This window comes from Chromohalobacter sp. 296-RDG (genome assembly GCF_029889885.1).
GTDB lineage: Bacteria > Pseudomonadota > Gammaproteobacteria > Pseudomonadales > Halomonadaceae > Chromohalobacter.
On sequence record NZ_JARANY010000025.1, the window covers coordinates 1 to 22,672 of the forward strand.

General features: G+C 59.9%; 19 protein-coding genes. 10 read left to right on the plus strand and 9 right to left on the minus strand.

The genetic code is table 11. The features are described 5' to 3' along the window. Nucleotides 1-402: 402 nt before the first annotated feature. From OP495_RS10550 to tusA, 8 genes are all read left to right on the plus strand, one after another. Nucleotides 403-1,116 (plus strand): response regulator, encoded by a 714-nt coding sequence (locus tag OP495_RS10550; RefSeq protein WP_280564274.1) that lies wholly within the window; start codon nt 403-405, stop codon nt 1,114-1,116. A gap of 47 nt (nt 1,117-1,163) precedes the next feature. After that, nucleotides 1,164-2,555: an ATP-binding protein gene (locus OP495_RS10555; RefSeq protein WP_280569091.1), complete on the plus strand. Its 1,392-nt coding sequence runs from the start codon at nt 1,164-1,166 to the stop codon at nt 2,553-2,555. A 352-nt stretch (nt 2,556-2,907) separates the two neighbouring features. Further along, nucleotides 2,908-4,161 carry an ABC transporter substrate-binding protein gene (locus OP495_RS10560; protein ID WP_280569094.1) on the plus strand — a complete coding sequence of 418 codons (1,254 nt, stop codon included), beginning with the start codon at nt 2,908-2,910 and terminating at the stop codon, nt 4,159-4,161. A 72-nt stretch (nt 4,162-4,233) separates the two neighbouring features. Continuing rightward, entirely contained in the window at nt 4,234-5,163 is a 930-nt protein-coding gene (locus OP495_RS10565; protein WP_280564270.1) for a sugar ABC transporter permease, read from the plus strand. Further along, nucleotides 5,156-6,034 carry a carbohydrate ABC transporter permease gene (locus OP495_RS10570; protein WP_280564269.1) on the plus strand — a complete coding sequence of 293 codons (879 nt, stop codon included), beginning with the start codon at nt 5,156-5,158 and terminating at the stop codon, nt 6,032-6,034. Before OP495_RS10565 ends, OP495_RS10570 begins: the two co-directional genes overlap by 8 nt. A 14-nt stretch (nt 6,035-6,048) precedes the next feature. Further along, nucleotides 6,049-7,176 carry a sn-glycerol-3-phosphate ABC transporter ATP-binding protein UgpC gene (gene ugpC, locus OP495_RS10575; protein WP_280564268.1) on the plus strand — a complete coding sequence of 376 codons (1,128 nt, stop codon included), beginning with the start codon at nt 6,049-6,051 and terminating at the stop codon, nt 7,174-7,176. Nucleotides 7,177-7,251: 75 nt separating this feature from the next. Next, the gene (rlmM, locus tag OP495_RS10580) at nt 7,252-8,325 is read left to right on the plus strand and encodes a 23S rRNA (cytidine(2498)-2'-O)-methyltransferase RlmM (protein WP_280564267.1); all 1,074 of its coding nucleotides are present in this window, start codon (nt 7,252-7,254) and stop codon (nt 8,323-8,325) included. A 57-nt stretch (nt 8,326-8,382) separates the two neighbouring features. Continuing rightward, nucleotides 8,383-8,634, plus strand: a complete 252-nt coding sequence (gene tusA / locus OP495_RS10585) for a sulfurtransferase TusA (RefSeq protein ID WP_280569096.1) — start codon at nt 8,383-8,385, stop codon at nt 8,632-8,634. 12 nt (nt 8,635-8,646) lie between these two features. Here tusA and OP495_RS10590 read toward each other — a convergent pair whose 3' ends face one another. The 6 genes from OP495_RS10590 to OP495_RS10615 all read right to left on the minus strand — a co-directional run bounded on the left by OP495_RS10590 (nt 8,647) and on the right by OP495_RS10615 (nt 17,869). Further along, nucleotides 8,647-9,360: a hypothetical protein gene (locus tag OP495_RS10590; protein ID WP_280569098.1), complete on the minus strand. Its 714-nt coding sequence runs from the start codon at nt 9,358-9,360 to the stop codon at nt 8,647-8,649. A 167-nt stretch (nt 9,361-9,527) separates the two neighbouring features. Then, the gene (locus tag OP495_RS10595; protein ID WP_280569101.1) at nt 9,528-11,702 is read right to left on the minus strand and encodes a TRAP transporter fused permease subunit; all 2,175 of its coding nucleotides are present in this window, start codon (nt 11,700-11,702) and stop codon (nt 9,528-9,530) included. Nucleotides 11,703-11,787: 85 nt separating this feature from the next. After that, a complete protein-coding gene (locus tag OP495_RS10600; protein ID WP_280564263.1) occupies nt 11,788-12,765 on the minus strand; it encodes a TAXI family TRAP transporter solute-binding subunit in 978 nt (325 codons plus the stop codon). Between the two features lie 307 nt (nt 12,766-13,072). Beyond that, the gene (locus OP495_RS10605; protein WP_280564262.1) at nt 13,073-14,458 is read right to left on the minus strand and encodes a sigma-54 dependent transcriptional regulator; all 1,386 of its coding nucleotides are present in this window, start codon (nt 14,456-14,458) and stop codon (nt 13,073-13,075) included. Then, nucleotides 14,451-16,364, minus strand: coding sequence for an ATP-binding protein (locus OP495_RS10610; protein ID WP_280569103.1), 1,914 nt, complete (start codon nt 16,362-16,364; stop codon nt 14,451-14,453). Before OP495_RS10610 ends, OP495_RS10605 begins: the two co-directional genes overlap by 8 nt. 101 nt (nt 16,365-16,465) lie before the next feature. Beyond that, entirely contained in the window at nt 16,466-17,869 is a 1,404-nt protein-coding gene (locus OP495_RS10615; protein WP_280564276.1) for an MATE family efflux transporter, read from the minus strand. Nucleotides 17,870-18,059: 190 nt separating this feature from the next. Here OP495_RS10615 and OP495_RS10620 point away from each other — a divergent pair, with 190 nt between their 5' ends. Continuing rightward, nucleotides 18,060-18,605: an elongation factor P hydroxylase gene (locus OP495_RS10620; RefSeq protein ID WP_280569104.1), complete on the plus strand. Its 546-nt coding sequence runs from the start codon at nt 18,060-18,062 to the stop codon at nt 18,603-18,605. Nucleotides 18,606-18,669: 64 nt separating this feature from the next. On the opposite strand, the gene OP495_RS10625 is transcribed toward OP495_RS10620, so the two are convergent. Both OP495_RS10625 and OP495_RS10630 read right to left on the minus strand, forming a co-directional pair. Further along, nucleotides 18,670-19,149: a hypothetical protein gene (locus tag OP495_RS10625; protein WP_280564259.1), complete on the minus strand. Its 480-nt coding sequence runs from the start codon at nt 19,147-19,149 to the stop codon at nt 18,670-18,672. 1 nt (nt 19,150) lies between these two features. Continuing rightward, entirely contained in the window at nt 19,151-19,957 is an 807-nt protein-coding gene (locus tag OP495_RS10630) for a TatD family hydrolase (RefSeq protein WP_280569127.1), read from the minus strand. Between the two features lie 162 nt (nt 19,958-20,119). Here OP495_RS10630 and OP495_RS10635 point away from each other — a divergent pair, with 162 nt between their 5' ends. Beyond that, nucleotides 20,120-22,069, plus strand: coding sequence for an ATP-binding cassette domain-containing protein (locus OP495_RS10635; protein ID WP_280564258.1), 1,950 nt, complete (start codon nt 20,120-20,122; stop codon nt 22,067-22,069). 79 nt (nt 22,070-22,148) lie between these two features. Here the strand turns inward: OP495_RS10635 and OP495_RS10640 are convergent, their stop codons facing one another. After that, nucleotides 22,149-22,604: a universal stress protein gene (locus tag OP495_RS10640; RefSeq protein WP_280564256.1), complete on the minus strand. Its 456-nt coding sequence runs from the start codon at nt 22,602-22,604 to the stop codon at nt 22,149-22,151. Nucleotides 22,605-22,672: the final 68 nt, after the last annotated feature.

Below are 22,672 nucleotides of genomic sequence, written 5' to 3' on the forward strand. Positions count from 1 at the left end.
TCAGGCATTTATTTCGAACCCCGGCCATTGGTCGGGGTTCATTCATTGAGGGCCTTCCCCATGGAGAGTCCCGGATGGCCGGCCCCGTCATCGTCAGGCATTTATTCGAAACCCCCCGCTTCGAAAGAGGCGGGGGTTTTGTCGTTTGGGGCCTGAAAAACAATGGGTTTGACTCCGACGAATGAAAAGCTACTACGTCGAGTATCGTCCAGGCGCCGATAAAACCCGCCAATGTTGCGTATGTACGTTATATTCCTCCCCCTTTGGTCGTGTCGCTCCCTGATTCTCTTGATGCGCAGGGGAAGCCATCGCATCATTCAGAAAGAATCGTGATGATAACCAACAAATATCCGCAGCGCCTTCTGTCGAATTGGGAAGCAGCGGCAGGGAGCGTCTCTCACTATGACAATGAATCATACGACAGTAGCTGTCATCGATGACGACGTCGAAATTCGTGAGTTGTTGCAAACTTACCTTGAGCAGCATGGTTTCAAGGTCGTGTTGGGGAGCGATGGCGATTCCTTATCGACCTTGATACGTAATGAAGATCCCGACTTGCTGATACTCGACATCATGATGCCGGGAGAGGATGGCTTGTCGCTTTGTCGTGATCTTCGCCGCCACAGCAACTTGCCTATCATCATGTTGACCGCCAGCGTGGATGAGACCGATCGTATTCTCGGGCTCGAACTAGGGGCCGACGACTACCTGGCTAAGCCCTTTAACCCGCGTGAGCTACTGGCACGCATCAAGGCGATATTGCGCCGTGTCAAACCTTTGCCGGCTGTGGCGACACGTATTATAAGGTTTGGACCTTGGTCCTTAGACCGAATTACGCGTGAGTTGATCGATGGTGCGGGCAATCGGAGTCATTTATCGGGTGCGGATTATCAGCTGCTAGGTGTGTTTCTTGATCACCCCGAGCAGGTTCTGTCTCGCGAGCGCCTGTTCGATCTGAGTCGAGGACGTCGTGCTCCGCCTCTGGATCGATCCATCGATGTACACGTCTGCCGCTTGCGTCAGCGCCTGGGAGAAGATGCCCAGCATTCGCAATTGATCCGCACCGTACGCGGGGCAGGTTATGTCCTGGCCACTCCCGTGGAATCTGTGATGTGAAGCGGTGGTGGCGTCCACGAACCCTAAGGGGCCGCTTCGTATTGATCATGTTGCTAGGCGTTTTAGGCGCGCAGATTGCCAGCTATGGCATCTGGAGTTGGCAGGAAAACCGTGAGCGCCTGGCGAGGCTCGATACCCTATCGCGTCATCTCGCCGAGAGTCTGGCCACCACCGTACGTTACTTCAATTCCTTGCCGTATGAGTATCGACATATCGTGCTCGATCAATTGCGCGATATGGGGGGGACCCGCTTCTTCGTCAGCGTCAACGATCACCGTATCCCCTTGCCGAGCACGAGTGGAGGCAACACGCGTGAGATGGTGGCCGCTACTTTGCGAGATGGGCTCGTGCAAGCGCTTGGGCAGCGCGAAATGTACATCGGATTTTCACGGCCCAGCGATCTGCGTGTGTTCAATAATGAAGTCCCCCTTGCGGAGCTCCCCGCCCATTGGGCACACCGCAGCTTGGCTATCACACCATTATCGACGCCCATTCTCGTCGTGCAAATGCCACTCGAAGGGGGCAATTGGCTGTTTGTCGCGACGTCCCTTCCCATGGCGGAGTCTCTTGAAGACGCCACTTGGCTATCCGCTGATCGACTTTTCGTCTCTATCGTCGTATTGCTGACGGTCATCGCCCTGTCGTTGTGGGGAATACGTTGGTCGACACGACCGCTCTCGATCCTGGCCAAGGCGGCGAGACGTCTGGGGGACGACCTTGAATCGCCGCCCCTTGCCGAACGCGGGCCACGTGAATTACGTGATACGGCGGCGGCGTTCAATCGCATGGGTGAACGAATTCGTCATCAGGTCGAGGAACGTGAGCGCTTGTTTTCCGCCATTTCGCACGACCTTAAAACACCCATCACACGCTTACGCCTGCGCGCCGAGATGCTCGATTCTGCCGATCAGCGCGAAGCTTTCATACGCTCCCTGGATGAAATGGATCAGTTGGTGAAGGGGGCCTTGGCGTCGGTGAAAGGGTTAGACCTTCATGAGACGACCTCCGCAATCGACATAGATGCTCTGGTGAAAGACATCATGGAAGATCTCGCCGTACATGACGGCGCTTCGATCCATCTTGAGGGGCGAGCAGGGTGGTTATCAGCGAAGCCCTTGGCACTCAAGCGTTGCTTGGCCAATCTCATCGAGAACGCCATTTTTTATGCGCAGTATGTGAATATCGCACTTCAACGGGATAGCGAGCATATTGTCATCGGCATCAGTGACGATGGGCCGGGCATTCCCCAGGCACAGCGGGAGCGTGTCTTCGAGCCCTTCGTGCGGCTCGAGCCTTCCCGGAGTCGTCACACGGGCGGTAGTGGTCTGGGGCTTGCCATTGCTCGGCATATCGTGCGTGCCCACGGTGGGGAGATCTACTTGAGCGAATCCGCTGAAGGCGGGTTGAGTATCCGGCTAAGCCTACCCTTGGCGCATTAAGCTTCCGGAGAAGGGAAGCGGCGTTGAATATTACAGAGCTGCAATATGTCGCCAAGACTTTGTAAGACTCGGAAACCCAAACGCATGTTGGCATGCGCTACGCTCGAAACCAGGTATCGGGGGCGTTCGATCCGCTGGCTCATAGTCGCCAACGAGGGACTGACGTAATAACGAAAACGGCCGCGGATGGCGCCATTCCTTCGAGTGTGAGCAGTGCTGGGCTTCGGGCCTTCTGTCTTCCTTCCTTGCCCCGTCGACGCTTCACTGGCCGCTCCCGAGACTGGTAAGACACGAGGACCCCCCTCGTGATTGAGCGACCCATGTCGCGATAACAACCATAAGGAGTTACGTCATGAAAACGATCCATGCGCTCGCAGCAGGTGCTTTGCTGGCTGCTGCCGTGGGACAGGCCAATGCTGCTGAAATTGAGGTTCTCCATTGGTGGACCTCGGGAGGCGAAGCCAAGGCTGCCAAGCTTCTCAAGGAAAAACTCGAGGACAAGGGACATACCTGGAAAGATTTCGCGGTTGCCGGCGGGGCCGGCGATAGTGCCATGACGGTACTCAAATCACGCGCACTCTCTGGAAACCCTCCCGCTGTGGCACAGATCAAGGGCCCGTTGATTCAAGAGTGGGGCGATATGGGGTTCCTGGGTAATATCGATAAAGCCGCCGAAGCCGATGGGTGGGACGACTTCCTTCCCGAGGAAATCGTCGCCGCCGATAAAGTCGACGGTCACTATGCCGCAGTCCCCGTCAATATTCACCGTATCAACTGGATCTGGGCCAACCCCGAGGTCCTGGAAGACTCCGGCGTCGATCACGTGCCGCAGACCTGGGACGAGTTCTTTGACGCTGCCGATAAGATTCGCGAGGCGGGCTACATTCCGCTCGCTCACGGTGGACAACCCTGGCAGGATGCGACCGTTTTCGAAGTGGTCATGATGGGGATCGGGGGCGGCGATTTCTATCGCAAGGCGTTCGTCGACCTGGACCCTGAAGCGTTGACCAGTGACACCATGATCGAGTCGCTCAAGACCTTCAAGAAGCTACGCGGCACGATGGACGACAACATCGCCGGCCGTGACTGGAACATCGCTACATCGATGGTCATCAATGGCAAGGCGGCCATGCAGATCATGGGTGACTGGGCTAAGGGTGAGTTCACTGCCGCAGGCATGATGCCGGGCGAGGACTACGAATGCGTTGCCCCGCCGATGACCGAAAGCATGTTCTCCTACAACACCGATAGCTTGGCCATGTTCGATGTCGACGATGAAGGTCAGCAACAGGCCCAACGGGACCTGGCGAGTATCGTGCTGTCGAAGGACTTCCAGGTCCAGTTCAATCAAGCCAAAGGCTCGATTCCGGTGCGCTTGGACGTCTCCCTCGACGATTTCGATGCCTGCGCCAAGGCGTCGCGTGAGGCCTTTGATGTCGCCCTGGACGAAGATGCGCTGGTGCCCAGCCTGGCACATGGCATGGCGGTGTCGGACAGCCAGCAAGGTGCGGTGTTCGATGTCATCACCAACTTTTTCAATGATCCTGACATGAAGGCCGAGACCGCCTCGGAGCGACTGGTCAGCGCCATACGCGCGGCCGAGTGAGGTGAGTCTTTGCTCGCTGCCGAATCTTGAATCGGTAGCGAGCAATCGTGTCTTTTCAAAAGGATATCGTCGATGCCATCAAATGTATCTGCGCCTGCTTCCGGAGAGCGACGACACCGACGCTCTCTGGCGGGCCATATTGAACGTGTATTGCCCCGTCTGGTAATAGCACCCTCGCTCGGGGTGGCGTTGTTTTTCGTCTATGGCTACATGCTCTGGACGTTTCTGCTGTCATTGACCAACTCGCGGATGTTGCCGCAATACGATTTCGTGGGGTTCGCGCAGTACGCACGACTCTTTGCCAATGAACGCTGGCACGTGGCGGCCACCAACTTGGTGGTGTTCGGTGGCTTGTTCATCGTGAGCTGTCTGGTGATAGGGCTACTGCTCGCGATTTTTCTCGATCAACGTATCCGACAGGAAGGTACGTTGCGCACGATTTACCTGTATCCGATGGCACTCTCCCTGATCGTGACCGGTGTCGTCTGGCGCTGGTTGCTCAATCCGGGATTGGGGATCCAGGCGATGGTGCGTGGCTGGGGGTTCGAAGACTTCACCTTCAACTGGCTCGTCGATAGCGACATGGCGATTTACACCCTGGTGATTGCCGCCGTATGGCAAGCGTCCGGGTTCGTGATGGCCTTGTTCCTGGCCGGTCTAAGGAGTATCGACGACAGCCTCTTTCAGGCAGCGGCGTTGGATGGCGCCAGTTTGCCGCGTATCTACACGCGCATCGTCCTGCCGAGTCTGCGTCCTGTGGTGTTCAGCGCGGTGATGATTCTCGCCCATATCGCCATCAAGAGTTTCGATCTGGTCATGGCGCTGACGGGAGGCGGCCCCGGCTACGCGACCGACCTGCCGGCCACTTTCATGTATGCACACACCTTTACACGAGGACAGATCGGCCTGGGGTCGGCGAGCGCGATCATGATGCTATGCGGCGTGTTGGCAATCTTGGTGCCGTATCTGTATTCCGAATTGCGAGGGCAGCGACATGGCTAACATGGTACGTCGACATACGACCTCGGCACGGCTCTGGCGAACTGGGTTATATACGCTACTGATCGTGGCGGCGCTGGTGTATCTATTACCGCTCGTGGTCATGCTTCTGACATCGCTGAAGCCCCTAGATGACATTCGTGCCGGTGGCCTCTTGTCGCTACCCAGCACGATCTCCTTCGAGGCCTGGAGCAAGGCGTGGGGATCGGCCTGCACCGGTATGCGCTGTAATGGCATGTCGGGCTACTTCCTCAATTCGATAGCCATCGTCGTCCCTGCCGTGGCGATTTCCTCTTTCGTGGGCGCGCTCAATGGTTACGTGTTGACCAAATGGCGGTTTCGCGGCGCGAACCTGTGTTTTGCACTGCTGCTGTTCGGCTGCTTCGTGCCGTTCCAGGTGGTGCTGATGCCCATGGCGAGGACGTTGGGCTGGTTGGGGCTGGCCAGTTCCACCAGTGGCTTGGTGCTTGTACATGTGGTGTATGGCATCGCGTTCACGACGCTTTTCTTCCGTAACTATTACGTGTCGATACCCGATGAAATGATCGCCGCCGCCAAGCTCGATGGAGCGGGGTTCTGGCGTATTTTCTGGCGTATTCTGCTGCCGGTATCGGGTCCCATCATCACCGTGACGGTCATCTGGCAATTCACTCAGATCTGGAATGATTTCTTGTTTGGGGTGTCGTTCGCGGGCTTCGACTCGCAGCCGGTGACGGTGGCACTTAACAATATGGTCAACACCTCCACCGGCGTTAAGGAGTACAACGTCGACATGGCAGCGGCCATGATCGCCGCTTTGCCGACACTGGTGGTGTATGTGTTGGCCGGAAAATATTTCGTGCGCGGGTTGACCGCGGGATCCGTCAAGGGTTGATTACAGAGGTCATTATGTCCGCTTTGAACATCCGTCACGTCAACAAGACATTCGGTAGCACGCAGGTACTCAAGGATATTTCTCTGGCGATCGATTCCGGGGAGTTCCTGATCCTGGTCGGCCCCTCGGGCTGCGGGAAGTCGACTTTGATGAATACCATCGCAGGGCTCGAGCCCGTCACCAGTGGCGAGATCCGCATTGGTGATGACGATGTGACCTGGCATACGCCGTCCGAGCGCGATATCGCCATGGTGTTTCAGTCCTATGCGCTTTATCCGAGCATGAACGTGCGCCAGAACATTTCCTTTGGTTTGGAAATGCGCAAGATGCCCAAGGCCCAGCGCGAAGAGGCGGTCTCGCGCGTGGCTGAGCTGCTGAAAATCACGCCGCTGCTTGATCGCAAGCCTTCGCAATTATCGGGTGGGCAGCGTCAGCGTGTCGCCATGGGCCGCGCCTTGGCGCGTGAGCCGCAGATCTATCTGTTCGACGAGCCGCTCTCGAATCTGGATGCCAAGCTGCGCGTGGAGATGCGCACCGAAATCAAGAAACTGCATCAGCGTCTCGGAACCACCATCGTCTATGTCACGCACGATCAGATCGAGGCCATGACGCTGGCCGATCGAATCGCGGTGATGCGCGACGGAGAAATCCTGCAGTTGGGCACGCCTCACGAAGTATACAATGATCCCGTGGATATGTTCGTGGCAGGCTTCATGGGCTCGCCATCGATGAACTTCCTTCCCGTCACGCTCGTGAGTCATGCAAGCGGTTATGCCTTGCAAGTCCATGATGAAGAACAAGGCGGGACGGCGTTGACGTTGCCTTGGCCGGTGGAGCGTGACACTCAGGAACTATCGGCCCGCGTCGGCGAGCGTTTGATCCTGGGGTTGCGGCCTGAGCATTTTCTCGAAGACGACGCCATACAAGAAGCGTCAGGTGAGGGTGCGCGGCTGGAGGTGACGGCAACAGTGGTCGAGCCGACCGGTGCGGATACCTTGCTGCAGGCGTGGCTGGGTGGCAGTGAGGTAACGACCCGCCTCGGCCCGAAGAGTCGTGTAGTGGCGGGAGACCGAGTGGTATTGCGCGCTGACTTGAGCCGTGCCGTCTTGTTCGATGAAAAGACCCAGCGGCGCCTGGCATAGCAAGGCGTCGGACGTGGCTTGCCTCGCGTACTGTCCGCTCGTTAGACTGCCGGCCCGCCGATCCTGGAGTCCAACATGGCCGTCTGTCCGCACGAGTGGCTACTCTATTGCCGTCCCGGTTTCGAGAAGGACCTGAGCGCCGAACTCTCTGACAAGACCGCCCATATGGGACAAGAAGGATACCCCATTGCAGCGCCGGGCAGCGGCCATGTGCGTTTCGTGCTCGACCCCGCCATGCCTGCCAATGACGTGCATCGTGGCCTACCGCTCGAGTCCTTGGTGTTTGCGCGGCAATCGCTGGTGGCATTTCCGCCCCTGGAAAATTTGCCTCGCGACGACCGGCTGACGGCGATCGTCGAGCTCGTTGTCGCCAGCGGCTGGTCGTTCGAATCGGTCTGGCAGGAAACGCCGGATACCAACGAAGAGAAGGCGCTGGCCGGCTTGATGAAAGCCTTGCGCAAGCCGTTGGAAAGCACGCTCAAAAAGCGCGGTGCGCTGCGTCGCAAGGCCGGTGGTCGGCGCTTGCATCTATTCTGGACGGCGGGCAATCGTGTCCAACTGGCGATAAGCTTCCCCGCTAACCGGGCCGAGCATCTCGGCGGCATATGGCGCCTGAAGTTCCCGCATGAAGCACCGAGTCGCTCGACCCTCAAGCTCGAAGAAGCCTGGCATGTCTTCGTGCCTCGTGATGCTTGGCCGGCGCGCCTTAACGATGCCATGCAAGCTGCCGATCTCGGTGCCGCCCCAGGGGGCTGGACCTATCAGCTCGTGCGCCAAGGCATGTATGTCTACGCCATCGATAATGGCCCCATGGACGCAACGCTGATGGCCACGGGGCAAGTCGAGCACTTGCGCGAGGATGCTTTTGTCTGGGAGCCCCCGATGCGCCTCGACTGGTTAGTGTGCGACATCGTCGACAAGCCCATGCGCGTCATCGACATGGTGGAACGCTGGTTGCTCCAGAGGTGGTGCCGTGAAGCGATCTTCAACCTGAAACTGCCCATGAAGAAGCGCTGGGAAGAAGTGGCGCGCTGCCTGACACGTCTTGAGGATAGTCTGCAGCGAGCCGGCGTGCGGGCACGGATACGCGCTCGCCATCTTTACCACGATCGCGAGGAAGTGACCGTGCATGTGGTCCTTCAGGATTGAGGTCGTCACGGCGATAGCGCATCATCGAGTTTGAGCGAACACGAGGTTACGTCATTTATGTCTGATCCCGAGACGTCCCTGCCTACGCCGGATGCGGTGCTGGATACTACTGGCCTGTATTGTCCCGAACCGATCATGATGATGCACAATCGGGTGCGGGACATGAACGTTGGCCAACTTCTAGAGGTCATCGCCACGGACCCCGCCACGACACGCGACGTGCCCAAATTCTGCACCTTCCTGGGCCATGAGCTCATCGCGCAGTTGGAGGAAGACGAACGCTATCGCTATGTCATTCGTCTAGCGTGACGTCTCTCTTCTTCAAGGCGATGAAGAGGGCGTCGTCATCACGGCGAGGGCCTCCATGGTGGTGGGGTCCTGCTGCTTGATCTGATTGGCGATATGACGCTGGAAGTAATACACCGTCTCATGACGACTATGGCCGGCGTAGAGGCAGGCATCGCCAGCCACGATCGGCGTCTGCTCGACACGTTTCTCGTCGACGAGTAGCGATTCTATATTGCCGTCGTTGTACAAGCGCCAGCCAAATACCTGCTTGAGTTGCCAGCTCTCGCCGTCGCCGTCGCCGTCGCTGGCGAGGCACAGCGCATGCGTGCCCTGAGTATCGGGTAGCTGCTGTATCAAGGTCGGGGCCGACGTTTCTTCATAGTCGAAATACGCGGCGGCATGTTCCAGTTCATGGACCTTGTGCTCGGGCGGCGCATGGAAGATCTCTTCCGTTTCAGGGTCGCGATAGCCGAAAAAGCGCCCATGATCGGGACTGTCCATCTCATGACAGGCGGTCAAGGATTCCATCCAGGGCACCAGGCCAACCACCTCGCCGCTTTCGCGGAGCCCCCAGGCCAACAGCGGCATGCCATACAGCGTGTCCGGGTCCGACGCCAGGTGATACAGCATCTCGAGGCCATCCAGTTCCGGCGCCAAGCGTAGAATGCGGCGCTGCGCCTGACGTCGCTGCCTCATGGTGTCCAGGTCAATGACCCGGGCGGTGCGTGGGGACGAAACGTTACCCATGGCAACCTCCTTGCGCAGCAGTGATAGGCCAAGACCTAGCTTCACTATTAGCACAGGCCAGCGTGGAAAGTTAAGCACTGAGGCAGTGTTTTTTCTGTTACCACACGTCACGCCCCCGAACGGTCAAGCCGAACGGGGGCGTTTTGGGGTAGAGCGGTCTCGGGAATTTAGCGCGGCGTGGCGGGAGACGTACCATTACGAGCGCGTTGCATGGCATAAAGCCCCACACCGATCATCAGGCCGATGATATCGGTGTAGATGCCGCCATAAATCATGCACAGAGCGCCTATCAGCATCACGAGGCGCTGCCAGGCCTTGACCGGCCCGAAGAGCCATGCCTGCACGGTGGCCGACAGCAGCACGATACCGAGCGTTGCGGTGACGCCGACACGCAGGATCTGTAGCCATGAGCCCTCCATCAGCATCGCCGGGCTGTAGAAGAACATGAACGGCACGATGAAGGCCGCCAGGCCGATCTTGAACGAGGCCACGGAGGTGGCCATGGCATTGTCGCCCGAGATCCCCGCCGCCGCGTAGGATGCCAGCGCCACCGGCGGTGTGATCGCCGAGACGACCGCGAAATAGAACACGAAGAAGTGCGCCACTAGCGGCTGAATACCGATGTCGATCAAGCCGGGTGCTACCACGGAGGCTGCAACGGCGTAAGCGGCGGTGGTCGGCATACCCATGCCCAATAGGATGCTGATGCACATGGCGAAGATCAGCGCCAGCAATTGGCTGACCCCGGCTAGGCCGAGCAGTAAGGACGAGAAGCGTGCCCCGACCCCCGTCAGCGCGATCACACCGACGATCAACCCGGCACAGGCGCACACGGCGATGATCTGAATCGACATCGTCCCGGCTAGTTGCAGTGCCCTGAGAATGGCTCGTATTCCCATCTTGTGCGGCGAGACCCAGCTCACCACGGCGGCGGATGCCGTCGCCAGCGTACCCGCGCGAATCACCGAGTAACCCATGAACAGTGCCGCGATTAGAATGATGATCGGCGCGAACAGATAGACTTGCTTGACGAGCTTCGAGAAACGCGGGATCTCGTCTTGACGCATGCCGCGCATGCCTTTGCGAGCGGCCTCGAAATCGACCATGAAATAGACCGAGGCGAAGTACAGGATCGCCGGAATCAGTGCGGCGATGGCGATCTCGGTGTAAGGAATGCCGGTAATTTCGGCCATGATGAAGGCACCGGCACCCATGATCGGGGGCATTATCTGCCCGCCAGTGGAAGCGGCCGCCTCGATGGCCCCGGCGCTGCGTGGTGGATAGCCGACCTTCTTCATCAATGGGATGGTCAGCGAACCGGTGGACACCACGTTGCCGGCGGAGGTGCCATTGATCATGCCCATCAAGCCAGAGGCGAAAATGGAGACCTTGGCGGGTCCGCCACGCGCACGTCCGGCAGCGGCGAAAGCGAAGTTGACGAAATAGTCACCGACCTTAGAGGCTTGTAGAAACGCCGCGAAGATGATGAATAAGATGATGTAGGTCGAGGAAACGGCAGTGGTCGGCCCGAGAATACCGGCATCGGTGTAGACCTGACTAAAGAAGCGGCCCACCGAGAGGCCTGGGTAGCCGAGGAAGCCCGGTAGATGAGGCCCGACAAAGACATAGACCAGAAAGATCGTGGAGATGATGATCAGCGCGAGACCGGCGACGCGGCGCGTCAGTTCGAGAATCAGCAGCGAACCGGCAATGGCCGCGTAGGAAATCCCCATGGGCGCGAAGGGCGTACCGGTGGAGGCGCGTAGCTGGCTATTGAACATCACCAGCAGATAGCCGGCCACGGCCAGCGAACAGACCATCAACACCACATCCGCCGGCGACAGCCCGTCGCGAACCTGACGATAGCTCCATGACAGTACGATGCCCGCGACGGTGGCCAGCAGCAACGGATAGCCGTAGTGCCAGGCCTCGATCTCGGGGGCGATGCGCATGGCGCCGTCGTTCATCGTCTGATACATCATCGCCACCCGAACCAAAGCGTAGAGCGCAGGGATCAACATGGCATAGCTCAACCAACGCAGCCAGGCACTCGAGCGCGCTTGCGGGGTCTCGGCGAATTGCGTACCGGCGTAGAAGCCATAGCCCAGTATCAGGGCACCGGCAATGTGCAGAATGCGAAACGACCACGTCTCGAGCGGATAGATGTTGAGCGAGACCAGGTGAAATAGCGAATACATGATGGCCAGGGAGCCGAACAGCCACCATTGCCATCCGCCGTAGAGACGCCGATTGGACTCGACAGCGACTTCGTCGACACCGTCGGCATTGACGGATTGGACGTCGTCGGCTCCCTCGTCAGGTGATTGGGTATGTTGAGACATTAAAACACCCTTGGGTGTGAATGGGAGGACACACAAGACGTCCCGCATCGCGACGATGCGGGACGGCGTTCAGGCGATCAGCCGGTTAGCGCTTCAGTTCCTCGGGAATTTCGTAGCCATTTTCCTCGTACCAGCGTACCGCACCCGGATGGAAGGGCAGCACGGTGTTGTACTTGAGGTTCTCCGGAACACTGAATTCGGCACTGCGGTGGATATCGCGCATCTTGTCGTTGTTTTCCATGCTCAGCTTGGTGATTTCGTAGACCAAGTCCTCGGGGAGGTCGCAACCGGCGATGGTGAAGTTCCACATGGAGACCGCGCGAGCATCGTCTTCAAGGGTCTGGTAGGTATCGGCGGGAATCGAGAATGCCGAAACCGGGAACTCTTCCATCACCTTGGCCTGTTCCTCCTCGGTGAACTCGACGATATTGACGTCGGTTTGCACCTCGAGTTGGCTGACGGCGGGAATCGGAATACCGGCAGCAAAGGCGATGACGTCGATCAGGCCGTCCTGCAATTGGCCACCCAGATCATTCCAGCCGCCGTTACGACGGTCGAACTCGACGCCGAGCTCTTCGAGCATGGCCGGGAAGTAGGTATCCGAGGTGGACGCCGCCGGGCCGAAACCGATGCTGGCCCCGTCGGGGATATCGGAGATCGACTCGATACCGCTGTCGGCGAGCGTGGTGATGGAAAACGGCGTCTCGTACATTGGGAACAGCGCACAGACATTGTCCATTTTCACACCCGGCGCCAGTGAGCTCTTGCCGGCCACGGCATCGGCCGCTGGTCCCATGGTGGTCAGGCCGAACGCCACCTCACCCGTGTGTACCAAGGCCAGGTTCTGGTTGGGGCCACCAGTGACTTCGCCGCCCCCTGAAAGCCCTAGTTCGTCGGCGATCATGTTGGCCCAGCCGGAGCCATACACGAAGTAAGTGCCGCCCTGGCTGGCGGTACCCACGGTAAAGCTTTCCGGCCAATCGTCACGGTCGGCTTGTGCCACGGTGGCGAGGCACATGGTCCCTGCGAGGGTGGCGGTCAAGGCGTGTGTCTTGATGGACATGGCGAATTCTCCCGATATCGATTGTGGTTATGCGTATCCATTACCGAGCGATGCTGGGCATCAAACTCGTTAAATACGTACTATCAGTGCAACCGCCATTCCATGTTTTTATTAACCTTTAATTTTCATCAAGTTACATTTTATTCATTCAACGAAAGTGGAAAGAGAATTGGCCTGTCATGGCTGGAAGTCCGCACAAAGTGACCAAACCCTTGTGTGGATTTCCGCACAGGGAGACTGATTATAGGAAGAATGGCGATGGGGCTTATCCGAGAATCGAGAATAGGGCCGACTAAGGTAGCCGGCATTACTCCGTCTCGACGATGTGGCGGTAATCCTCGGCCTTCAAACCGTGTTTGTTCAGCTTGTCGTAAAGCGTCTTGCGAGGCACACCCAGTCGGGCGCATATATCGGTGATGCATCCCTGGTAGCGAATCAGTGCTTGGTTGATCACGCTCTTTTCGAACACTTCGACCTGCTGAGAAAGCGGTAGGTCGCCGTTATCTTTGTGTGCGCCTTGAAGTAGCGTCTCGAGGCTATAATCACAGGTTGCCCCCAGCAACACGTAACGCTCGGCGACATTGCGCAACTCGCGGACATTGCCCGGCCAATCGTGGGCCAGCAGGGCGGAAACTCCCTGACTGTCGAGCGGCGGCGCTTCCAGCCCGCTGCGACTGGCGGAGACGGCAACGAAGTGCTGAAAGAGCAGGGGAATATCCTCGCGGCGCTCGCGTAGCGAGGGAATCGGCAAGGTCACCACATTGAGCCGGTAATACAGATCCTCGCGAAATTTCCCCGCCTCGGCGGCGAGCTTGAGGTCCGTCTTGGTCGCAGCGATCACGCGTATATCGAGTGTCACCAGGTCATTGGATCCGAGCCGCTCCACGGCACGCTCCTGAAGCACACGTAGCAGCTTGACCTGCAGTGACAGCGGCATCGACTCGATTTCGTCGAGAAACACGGTGCCGCCGTTGGCATGTTCGAATTTGCCCACGCGACGTTCCACGGCGCCGGTAAAGGCGCCTTTTTCATGCCCGAATAACTCGGATTCGATGGTGCTTTCCGGCACGGCCCCGCAATTGATGGCGACAAAGGGTTTGCCACCGCGTGAACTGCGCTCATGGACAGCACGTGCGACCAGGTCCTTGCCGGTGCCCGTCTCGCCGTAGAGCAACACATCGGTTTCGACTTGGCTGATGCGCTGCACCATTGAGGCGAGTTGCTGAATGGCGGGCGCCCGCCCCACCAGGCGGGGCCCCGGAATCGATTGCTGTGCCTCGAGTTCAGCCTTCAGATGACGATTTTCCAGGCTCAGGCGACGCTTCTCGATGCCGCGCCGGACGACCTCCACCAGGCGTTCTCCCGCGAAGGGCTTTTCCAAAAAGTCCCAGGCGCCATCGCGCATGGCTTCCACGGCAGTGGAAATATCGCCGTGCCCGGTGATCAACACCACCGGCAAGTCGGGGTCGCGATGGCGGACTTCGCGAAGCAAGGCCATACCATCCATGCCGGGCATGCGGATGTCACTGACCAGCACGCCGGGGAAGTCCGTGCTCAATGCCGCGAGCGCGGATTCCGCGCTTTCATGCACGTCGGGCGTATAGCCCGCCAATTCCAGCGTCTGACTGGCGGTGATACGCAGATGGGCTTCGTCGTCGACGAGCATGACCGGGATGGCGGACGTTTCATGCATGAGAGATTTCCTCGGGGCGCGCGGGATCATCGGGGTCCGCGATGCGGGGAAGTGTGACACGGAAATGGGCGCCGCCGTCATCATGACCGCCGGCGTCGAGCTGACCACCGAGATCTTCGATGATGCGTCGCGAGATCGAAAGCCCTAGCCCCAGTCCGCTGCCCATGGTTTTCGTGGTATAGAAGGGCTCGAAAATGCGTGTCAAATGCGCTTCAGGAATGCCTGGCCCGTTATCGATGACATCCAGGTGAACGCAGGTGACTTCGATGGTGATGGTGAGCGTCAGGCGTGGCTCGGGCATCTCGCTCATTGCCTGCAAGGCATTGCCGATGAGATTCACCAGCACCTGTTCGAGGCGTACCGGATCGGCACGTACCCATGCTTCCTGTGTGGGCCAATGCTGCGCGATGGTGACCTGGTTTTCCTGAATGCGCGATTGGAACAGGCGTAGCGCGTACGCGAAGCACGACGCCACGGAAACCGCCGTGAGATTGTCGCCGCTCTTGCGCGAGAACTGGCGCAGTTGCGCGCTGATCTCGGCCATGCGTTCGGTGAGCTCGAGGACTTGGGCCAGGTTGGCGTCGGCGCTCTCGATACGTTGTCGAGCGATAAAGGCGCGCGCGTTCTCGGTATAGGCACGAATCGCCGCCAGGGGCTGGTTAAGCTCATGATTGATGCCGGCAGCCAATTGCCCGAGGACGGCGAGCTTGGCAGCTTGAACCAACTCGTCCCGCGTAGCGCGTAGGTTATCCTCGGCACGCTGGCGCTCTTCGATCTCTGCCGATAGCTGGCGGTTGGTGGCGACCAGATCACGGGTTCGGCTTTCCACGTGGCGCTCGAGCTCGTCCCGTGCCTGGGCCAAGGTGCGTCGCTCGCGTTCGGCGAAGCGCTCGCGCTCACGCCGCAGACGCAGGCGCTGCCACCCTATCCCGGCCCCCAGGGCGACGAGCCCGTAAAGACCGCCGGCGAGAAGCGCCGCCAACCACTGTGCCTGGTTGACCGGCGTCAGCGGCTTGAGGATTTGGATGTGCCAATCGAAATCTGCCATGGGGCGCGTCAAGCTCAAGTAACGCTTGCCCTCTAGGGGACCGGAAGCGAAGTCCACCAAGCGTGTGCGATTATCGTGGCGTTGGCGCTCTTGCAAGCCCGAGGCCGGCAATGGCGCATCACCATAGCGCCGCGAGGCGGCGATGGTCTGACGCTGTGCCTGGGTCAGCGGTGCCATGGTGGTCAAGCGCAATTCGGGGCGGCTCGCCATGAAGATGACCCCATTGTGGTCGGTGACCAGAAGCTCTGCGTCCTGCTCAGCCCATCCGGTTTCCACCGCGTCGAGCAGGACCTTGAGCACCATGACGCCGTCCGGGCGTGCGTTCGGCGCCGTGTCGTCGAGCCGCACGGGGGCCGAAAAGTAGTAGCCGCGATCCTGGGACTGGGTGCCCAGACCGTAGAAGCTGCCGTTCTTCCCGGCCATGGCCTCCCGGTAGTAGGGCCTAAAGCCGTAGTTCTGCCCGATGAAGGTATCGCGACGATGCCAGTTGCTGGCCGCCAGGGTTTCGCCGGTATGGTCGAGCAGGTAGATATCGGAGACGTTGGCGGTGGCGCGAAAGCGATCCAGCAGGCGATTCAAGGGCATCGAATCCTGTCCGGCGGGATCATCCAGGAAGCGCTTGACCATTTCGCGTGAGGCCAGCAGTTCCGGCAGGTAATCGTGCCGCGACAAATGGCCGACGAGGCTCGCCGCCGACAAGCGCAATTCGTTCTCGGCATCTTGACGAAGCGTCTGAAGCGCTTGCTCGCGCGCCAGGCGCGACGTTTGCCACATGCAAAGGATCAGACCGGCGATGACGCCCAGCACCAAGAGTGTGCGCGGGCGTAGCGGAACTGGAAAGCGGCGCTTAATGGACATGAGAACGTGCTGACTCGTGGCGAATGACGTGGCGTATCGCGGGGCCACATGGCCACATTCCCATGATGAGCGGCGGTTTGCCTAAAGTTAAGCACCAGCGCTTAGTCTTTAGTCGCGATCCCGGTCGAGGAGCTGTCGCTCACCGCCAGGCTACGCTGGACACGGTGATGCAGGCGCCAGCCCAGCAACAGGGCGGCTGCCGTCAGCCCGGCACACAACCCCAGCCAATAGCCGTGAATGCCGAAGGGCGCGAAATGGCCTTCCCAGCCGCGCCCGAGCCAATGGCCACCCGCCAGCCCGATCAGCCAATACGACAATACCGTGATCAACATGATGATCCGGGTGTCCTTGTAGCCGCGTAGCGCGCCGGCCAGATTGACCTGGAGCGAGTCGGATATCTGATAGAACATCGCCAGGGTAACCAGTGACATGGCCAGCGCGTGCACCTCCGTGTTCGACGTATACAGCGCGAGAATGGGCGAGGCTGTCATCCACAGGATGGCATCGTTGACCAACGCGACCAGCAGGCATACGACGATGCCGTTCCAGGCCACAAAGCGTGCCTCGTGCATGTCACCGCGTCCCAGTGTATTACCCACCCGTACGGTGAGTGCCATGCTCAGCGACAACGGCAGCATGAACAGGATCGAGGTATAATTGAGCGCAATCTGGTGGGCGGAGACGACGACTTCCCCCAGGCGTGCGACGAACAGGGCGATCAAAGTGAATAGCGTGACTTCGACGAAGATCGCCACGCCGATGGGCACGCCGACATGCAACAGCTCGAGGATGTCGCGCTGGCGAGGCGGCTCTGGCGAATGCCACAAGGTGACGCTGCCATAGGCTCGGGCACGGTGCGTATAGATCATCATCGCCAGGCACATGACCCACATTGAAATCGCCGTGGCGACGCCGCAGCCCACGGCGCCCAGGGCAGGCAATGCGGCGATCCAGCCGGGAGTGAGGTCGCCGAGCAGCGAGACGATGCCGGGACCACCGTAGATCAGCGCATAGTTGCAGGGAATGTTGACGCCCAGTCCCAAAAGGCTGATCCACAAGGCGGGGCGGGTATGGTTCATACCGTCGGAAAAGGCGCGCAAGGCTTGATAGAGGCCGATCCCCGGCATGCCGAACGCCACGGCGGCCAGATAACCGGCGGACAGCTCGGCCACGTGGCTGGGGACCCCCATGAGCCGGAAAACCGGGCCGACACCGAACCACAGCAGCAACGCCGATAGGGTCCCCAGCAGTAGAGCGATCCACAGCGCTTGATGGACGTAAGGACGAATCGACGCCTGGCGCTGGCCTCCTAAAAGCTGCGCCACGATGGGTGTAAGCCCCATCAGAGCGCCGGTCATGAAGAGCATCAACGGTAGCCACAGGCTAGAGCCGACCGAGACGGCGGCCAAGTCGGTTGCGCTGGCGTGGCCTGCCATGATGATATCGACTGCGCTCATGCCCGACTGCGCCAATTGCGCGCCGCAGATGGGCAGCGTCAACCGCATCAACAGGCGCGATTCACGAAGGCTGTGAGCGAACAAGGCGTGTGGCGCGGTCAAACCGATCCTCCCGGATAGGCAAAAGCGGCATTCTAGCAAGGGTGCGCCGGGGATGCCTTTCATCATGCGGCCCGAGAATGCCTTTCATCGCGCAGTGCAGTGCCTATAATAGGCCCCCGCTTTTGAAGGAGGTCGCGTGACTCACCGTATCGACGATGTCATCACCGTTTTCGACGGCATCTTTGCCGCGTCGTATCGAACATGCCTGGTCAGCGGTGACGACGAGCCCTTGTATTGTCCCGCCGACAGTAAGCACGTCATGCATCGGATCATCTTCGCGCATGGTTTCTTCGCCAGTGCGCTGCATGAAGTCAGTCATTGGTGCATCGCCGGTGAGCGTCGTCGTCAACTCGAGGACTATGGCTACTGGTACGCGCCGGACGGTCGCGACGCGGCGCGGCAACGCGAGTTCGAGAGTGTCGAGATCGCTCCCCAGGCGCTTGAATCGCTGTTCAGCGAGGCCTGCGATCTGCGGTTTAACGTCAGCGTCGATAACCTGGACGGCATCGAGGTCGACCGACATGCTTTCGCCGAGCGGGTTGCCGCCCGCGCGGCCCATTATCGCGAGACCGGCCTGCCTCTCCGAGCGGCGGCGTTTCGCGACGCCCTGCATGCCTTTTATCGGCGAGGGCTATCGCGCGAGGCCGCAATCGCCGAGGGCCGAGCGTGCCTTGATCGGTAGCGCATGAAATAGGCAACCGACCGCGGGGCGTGGCGGACGGCGCCCCGCGTCATCGCCACCCGCGCTACTCTTCTTCGCCGCGCAGGCGCTGGTGTAGATAAAGCATGACCTGCACTTCGTGATCGGCGCGCATGGGCTCGAGCCCGAGATCGCCGAACAATTCGCCACGGGCGCGTGTCCATTCGCCCGGCTCGAGGTCGGGGTAGAGGGTTTCCGCCGGCGCCAGCTCGACGAAAGGCGTTACCGCAAAGTCCTCGAACAGGCGTGACAGTGCGGCTTCGTCATCGCCGATTCCTGCGGTATAAAGCGTCACGTTGAAGTGATCGGTCTCTAGCTCGCGCAATACGTCTAGAGGGCTGAGGCCCAGGCTGCGGAGTTCGTCCAGGCTATAATCGCCGAGTTTGAGGAGGTCCTCTTCGAGCCAGTCGTCGTCGGGCTGAATCAGCGCGTGCTTGATCTGGCCATCGGGCAGGGCCCAGGAAATGGCGACGGGAATCGCGTCCTCATCGCCAGTTTCGATGGTGATGAAACCGGGGAAGTCCATGTCATTGCTCCTCATCGAGTTGAAAGAACCGGCGTGCTGTGGCGGTCGTTGCAGCGGCCAGAGTGGTCTCGCTTTCACCGCGCCAATGGGCGATCTCGCGGACGATCCAAGGCAGTAACGCCGGTTCGTGGCGGCGTCCTTTGAGCTTGGCCGGCAGGTTGCGTGGCAACAAGTACGGACAGTCGGTTTCGACCATCAGACGTTCGGCGGGAATGTCGCCGACAATCTCGCGTAGGTGATGACCACGCCGCTCATCGCACAGCCAGCCCGTCAGGCCGATATGCACATCGAGATCCAGGTAGCCGTGCAGGGTCTCGCGGTCGGCGGTAAAACAGTGGATGACGGCATTGCCGATATCGTCGCGCCAGTGACGCAGAATGTCGCGCATCCGCGGGCCGGCGTCGCGCTCATGAAGAAACAGCGGCAGGCCGCTTTCGGCCGCCAGGCCGAGCTGGGCTTCGAGGGCGCGTTCCTGCTCGGTCTGGGTGGAAAAGTTGCGATTGAAATCCAGCCCGCATTCGCCCACCGCGACGACCTTGGGATCGGTGTGCAGCGCACGCATGGCGGTTTCCAGCGTGGCATCCCAGTGGCTGGCCATATGCGGATGCAGCCCCGCCGTGGCGTAGAGGCCGTCGTGGCGATGCGCCAGCGCGGCGGCTTGTTCACTGTGCGCCATGTCGGTGCCGGTGAGGATCAGAGACGCTACCCGGGCCGCTTGGGCTCGCTCGAGTATGACGTCGAGATCCTTGGCGAAGCTTTCGTGCGTCAGGTTCGCGCCGATGTCGACCAGGGGGGCGGGCGACGTCATGCGCAGCGCGTCAGGTAGCGGATTGGCGTCGTCGTGTGTCACGGAAGTGCTCTCCAGCCCAATGAATCGCGAAAACCTACCATTCTACCCCCGGACCCAGGAGGCGACCATGCGTTACACTAGCGTCTTTACTACGAATGTCTGTCAACGAGGTGGTTACGCGTGACGCTGTTACGTCTGGAACAGTTGCAATTGGCTTATGGCACTCAGGTGCTGCTGGATAACGCCGATCTGACGCTGGAAAAAGGGGAGCGCTTGGCGCTGGTGGGGCGCAACGGCACGGGCAAATCGACGCTGCTCAAGTTGATTTCCGGTGAGACGTTGCCCGATGGAGGACACATCTGGCGTGCACCGGGATTGAAGGTGGGTGTGCTAGCGCAGGAGTTGCCGAATGCCAGCGGTAACACCATTTTCGATGTGGTCGCCCAGGGCCTTCCCGAAGCGGGCGCCTTGCTGAGCGCCTATCACCATCTAGTGATGAGCGATGCGCCCGACATGGATGAGCTCGAGCGACTGCAAACTCAGCTCGAATCGGTGGATGGCTGGTCGTTTCATCAACGCATCGACACCATTCTCTCGCGTCTGGGGCTGCCGGAAGATATCGAGATGGTAAGCCTCTCTGGCGGTTGGCGACGGCGTGTAGCGCTAGCACGTGCCCTGGTGGCCGATCCTGATGTACTTCTGCTCGACGAGCCCACCAACCATCTCGACCTGGATACCATTGGCTGGCTGGAAGAACAGTTGCTTGCCTTCAATGGCTCTGTGCTTTTCATCACCCACGACAGGGCCTTTTTGTCGCGGCTGGCGACCAATATCCTTGAGCTCGACCGGGGCTTGCTGGGGCGTTATTCCGGTAACTACGCGACGTATCAAGAGCAAAAGCAGCACGAGCTTGAGGTCGAAGCACGCGAGCGCGCCGAGTTCGACAAGAAACTCGCCAAGGAAGAAGCCTGGATCCGTCAGGGCATCAAGGCGCGTCGCACGCGTAACGAAGGGCGAGTGAGAGCGCTCGAGAAGATGCGTGGTGAGCGCGCCGAGCGTCGTGAGCGAGTGGGCCGTGCGCAGCTCAGTGTCGACAGCGGTGAGCGTACCGGCAAGCGCGTCGTCGAGCTCACCGATGTCAGCCAGCGTTTCGGTGACGATTGGGTGGTTCGCGATCTGTCCCTTGAAATTCAGCGTGGCGATCGTATCGGCTTCATCGGCCGTAACGGCGCCGGCAAGACGACATTGCTGAAGATCCTGCTGGGCGAGCTCGAGCCCAGCGAAGGGAAAGTCCGGATGGGGACCAACCTCAGCGTGGCTTACTTCGATCAGCTGCGCGCCGGGCTCGAACTCGAGAAGACGGTCTACGACAACGTAGCTCAAGGCAGCGATCGCGTGGAAGTGGGCGGCAAGGACCGGCATGTCATGAGCTACCTGCAGGACTTCCTGTTCTCGCCGGACCGTGTGCGTCAGCCAGTCAAGGCGCTCTCGGGCGGGGAATCCAACCGCTTATTGCTGGCCAAGCTGTTCACCCAGCCGGCCAACGTCCTGGTGCTCGACGAGCCGACCAACGACCTGGACGTCGAGACCCTCGAACTGCTCGAGGAATTGCTGCTGGATTTCGACGGCACCCTGCTGCTGGTCTCGCACGACCGTGCCTTCATGGACAACGTGGTCACCAGCGTGCTGGCCTTCGAGGGCGAGGGGTGCGTTCAGGAATATGTCGGCGGGTACAGCGACTGGGTGCGTCAGGGTGGCAAGTTGCCCCCGGCGCCGGGCGAGTTCGGCAATGCCGCGAACGTGCTGCCGGCTCGCGAGGCCGAGCCTGCGACGCCTGAGCCTACCAAGGCCGATACTGGCAAGAACAAGGCCACAACAGCGTCAACCACGTCCAAGCGGGCCAAGCTTTCCTACAAGTTGCAGCGCGAGCTGGATCAGTTGCCGACGACCATCGAGACGCTGGAAGCCGAGGTCGCCGACTTCGAGGCGGAAGTGGGCGCCCCTGAGTTCTACCAGCAAGACGCCGAGATAGTTACCCAGCGCCTGGAAGCACTAGAGTCGAAGCAAGCCGAGTTGGATGTGGCGATGTCGCGCTGGATGGAACTGGAAGCCATGGCCGAGGGCGAGTGAGTGACCAAGTACAAGTGAGTGGCCGAGGAAAAGTAAGTGGCGTCGCGCCGGGCACTTTGATTGTGCCCGGCGCATACGCTCATTCGTCGGCTTCCCCATCTTGTCCCACGCGTACTGCGAGCACGTCGCATTGCGCGCCGTGCAGCACGCCGGTGGAGGTCGAGCCGAGCAGCAAGGCGAAACCGTGGCGTCCGTGCGATCCCACCACGATCAAGTCGACATCATGTTCGGCGGCGAAACGATGGATCTCGGTATCCGGCATGCCGACCACGACGTACTGGTTGTCGGCCGAGATCCCGTGAGGATCGGCGATTTCCGCGAGCCGCTGCTTGGCATGATCGTCGAGCTGGTCCTGGATGCTGGTCAGATCCATGGGGATATCGCCGCCATAGGCGAACCCCAGTGGCTCAAGCGTATGCATGATCGATAGCTTGGCATGGTTGCGTTCTGCGATGGGAATCGCACGCTCGAGTACCTTACGGGAATCCTTGGTCAGGTCGACGGCGACTAAAACGTGCGTGTACTCGTTACTCATGGGGCATCTCCCACCTTGTCGATGAACGCTTCCACTTTATGCGTGCCGAATCGACGAGACAATGCTTT

Coding starts and splice junctions, on each gene's coding strand:
- OP495_RS10550 (WP_280564274.1), top strand. CDS start 403: ATGACAATGAATCATACGACAGTAGCTGTCATCGATGACGACGTCGAA.
- OP495_RS10555 (WP_280569091.1), top strand. CDS start 1,164: ATGTTGCTAGGCGTTTTAGGCGCGCAGATTGCCAGCTATGGCATCTGG.
- OP495_RS10560 (WP_280569094.1), top strand. CDS start 2,908: ATGAAAACGATCCATGCGCTCGCAGCAGGTGCTTTGCTGGCTGCTGCC.
- OP495_RS10565 (WP_280564270.1), top strand. CDS start 4,234: ATGCCATCAAATGTATCTGCGCCTGCTTCCGGAGAGCGACGACACCGA.
- OP495_RS10570 (WP_280564269.1), top strand. CDS start 5,156: ATGGCTAACATGGTACGTCGACATACGACCTCGGCACGGCTCTGGCGA.
- ugpC (WP_280564268.1), top strand. CDS start 6,049: ATGTCCGCTTTGAACATCCGTCACGTCAACAAGACATTCGGTAGCACG.
- rlmM (WP_280564267.1), top strand. CDS start 7,252: ATGGCCGTCTGTCCGCACGAGTGGCTACTCTATTGCCGTCCCGGTTTC.
- tusA (WP_280569096.1), top strand. CDS start 8,383: ATGTCTGATCCCGAGACGTCCCTGCCTACGCCGGATGCGGTGCTGGAT.
- OP495_RS10590 (WP_280569098.1), bottom strand. CDS start 9,360: ATGGGTAACGTTTCGTCCCCACGCACCGCCCGGGTCATTGACCTGGAC.
- OP495_RS10595 (WP_280569101.1), bottom strand. CDS start 11,702: ATGTCTCAACATACCCAATCACCTGACGAGGGAGCCGACGACGTCCAA.
- OP495_RS10600 (WP_280564263.1), bottom strand. CDS start 12,765: ATGTCCATCAAGACACACGCCTTGACCGCCACCCTCGCAGGGACCATG.
- OP495_RS10605 (WP_280564262.1), bottom strand. CDS start 14,458: ATGCATGAAACGTCCGCCATCCCGGTCATGCTCGTCGACGACGAAGCC.
- OP495_RS10610 (WP_280569103.1), bottom strand. CDS start 16,364: ATGTCCATTAAGCGCCGCTTTCCAGTTCCGCTACGCCCGCGCACACTC.
- OP495_RS10615 (WP_280564276.1), bottom strand. CDS start 17,869: ATGCGGTTGACGCTGCCCATCTGCGGCGCGCAATTGGCGCAGTCGGGC.
- OP495_RS10625 (WP_280564259.1), bottom strand. CDS start 19,149: ATGGACTTCCCCGGTTTCATCACCATCGAAACTGGCGATGAGGACGCG.
- OP495_RS10630 (WP_280569127.1), bottom strand. CDS start 19,957: ATGACGTCGCCCGCCCCCCTGGTCGACATCGGCGCGAACCTGACGCAC.
- OP495_RS10640 (WP_280564256.1), bottom strand. CDS start 22,604: ATGAGTAACGAGTACACGCACGTTTTAGTCGCCGTCGACCTGACCAAG.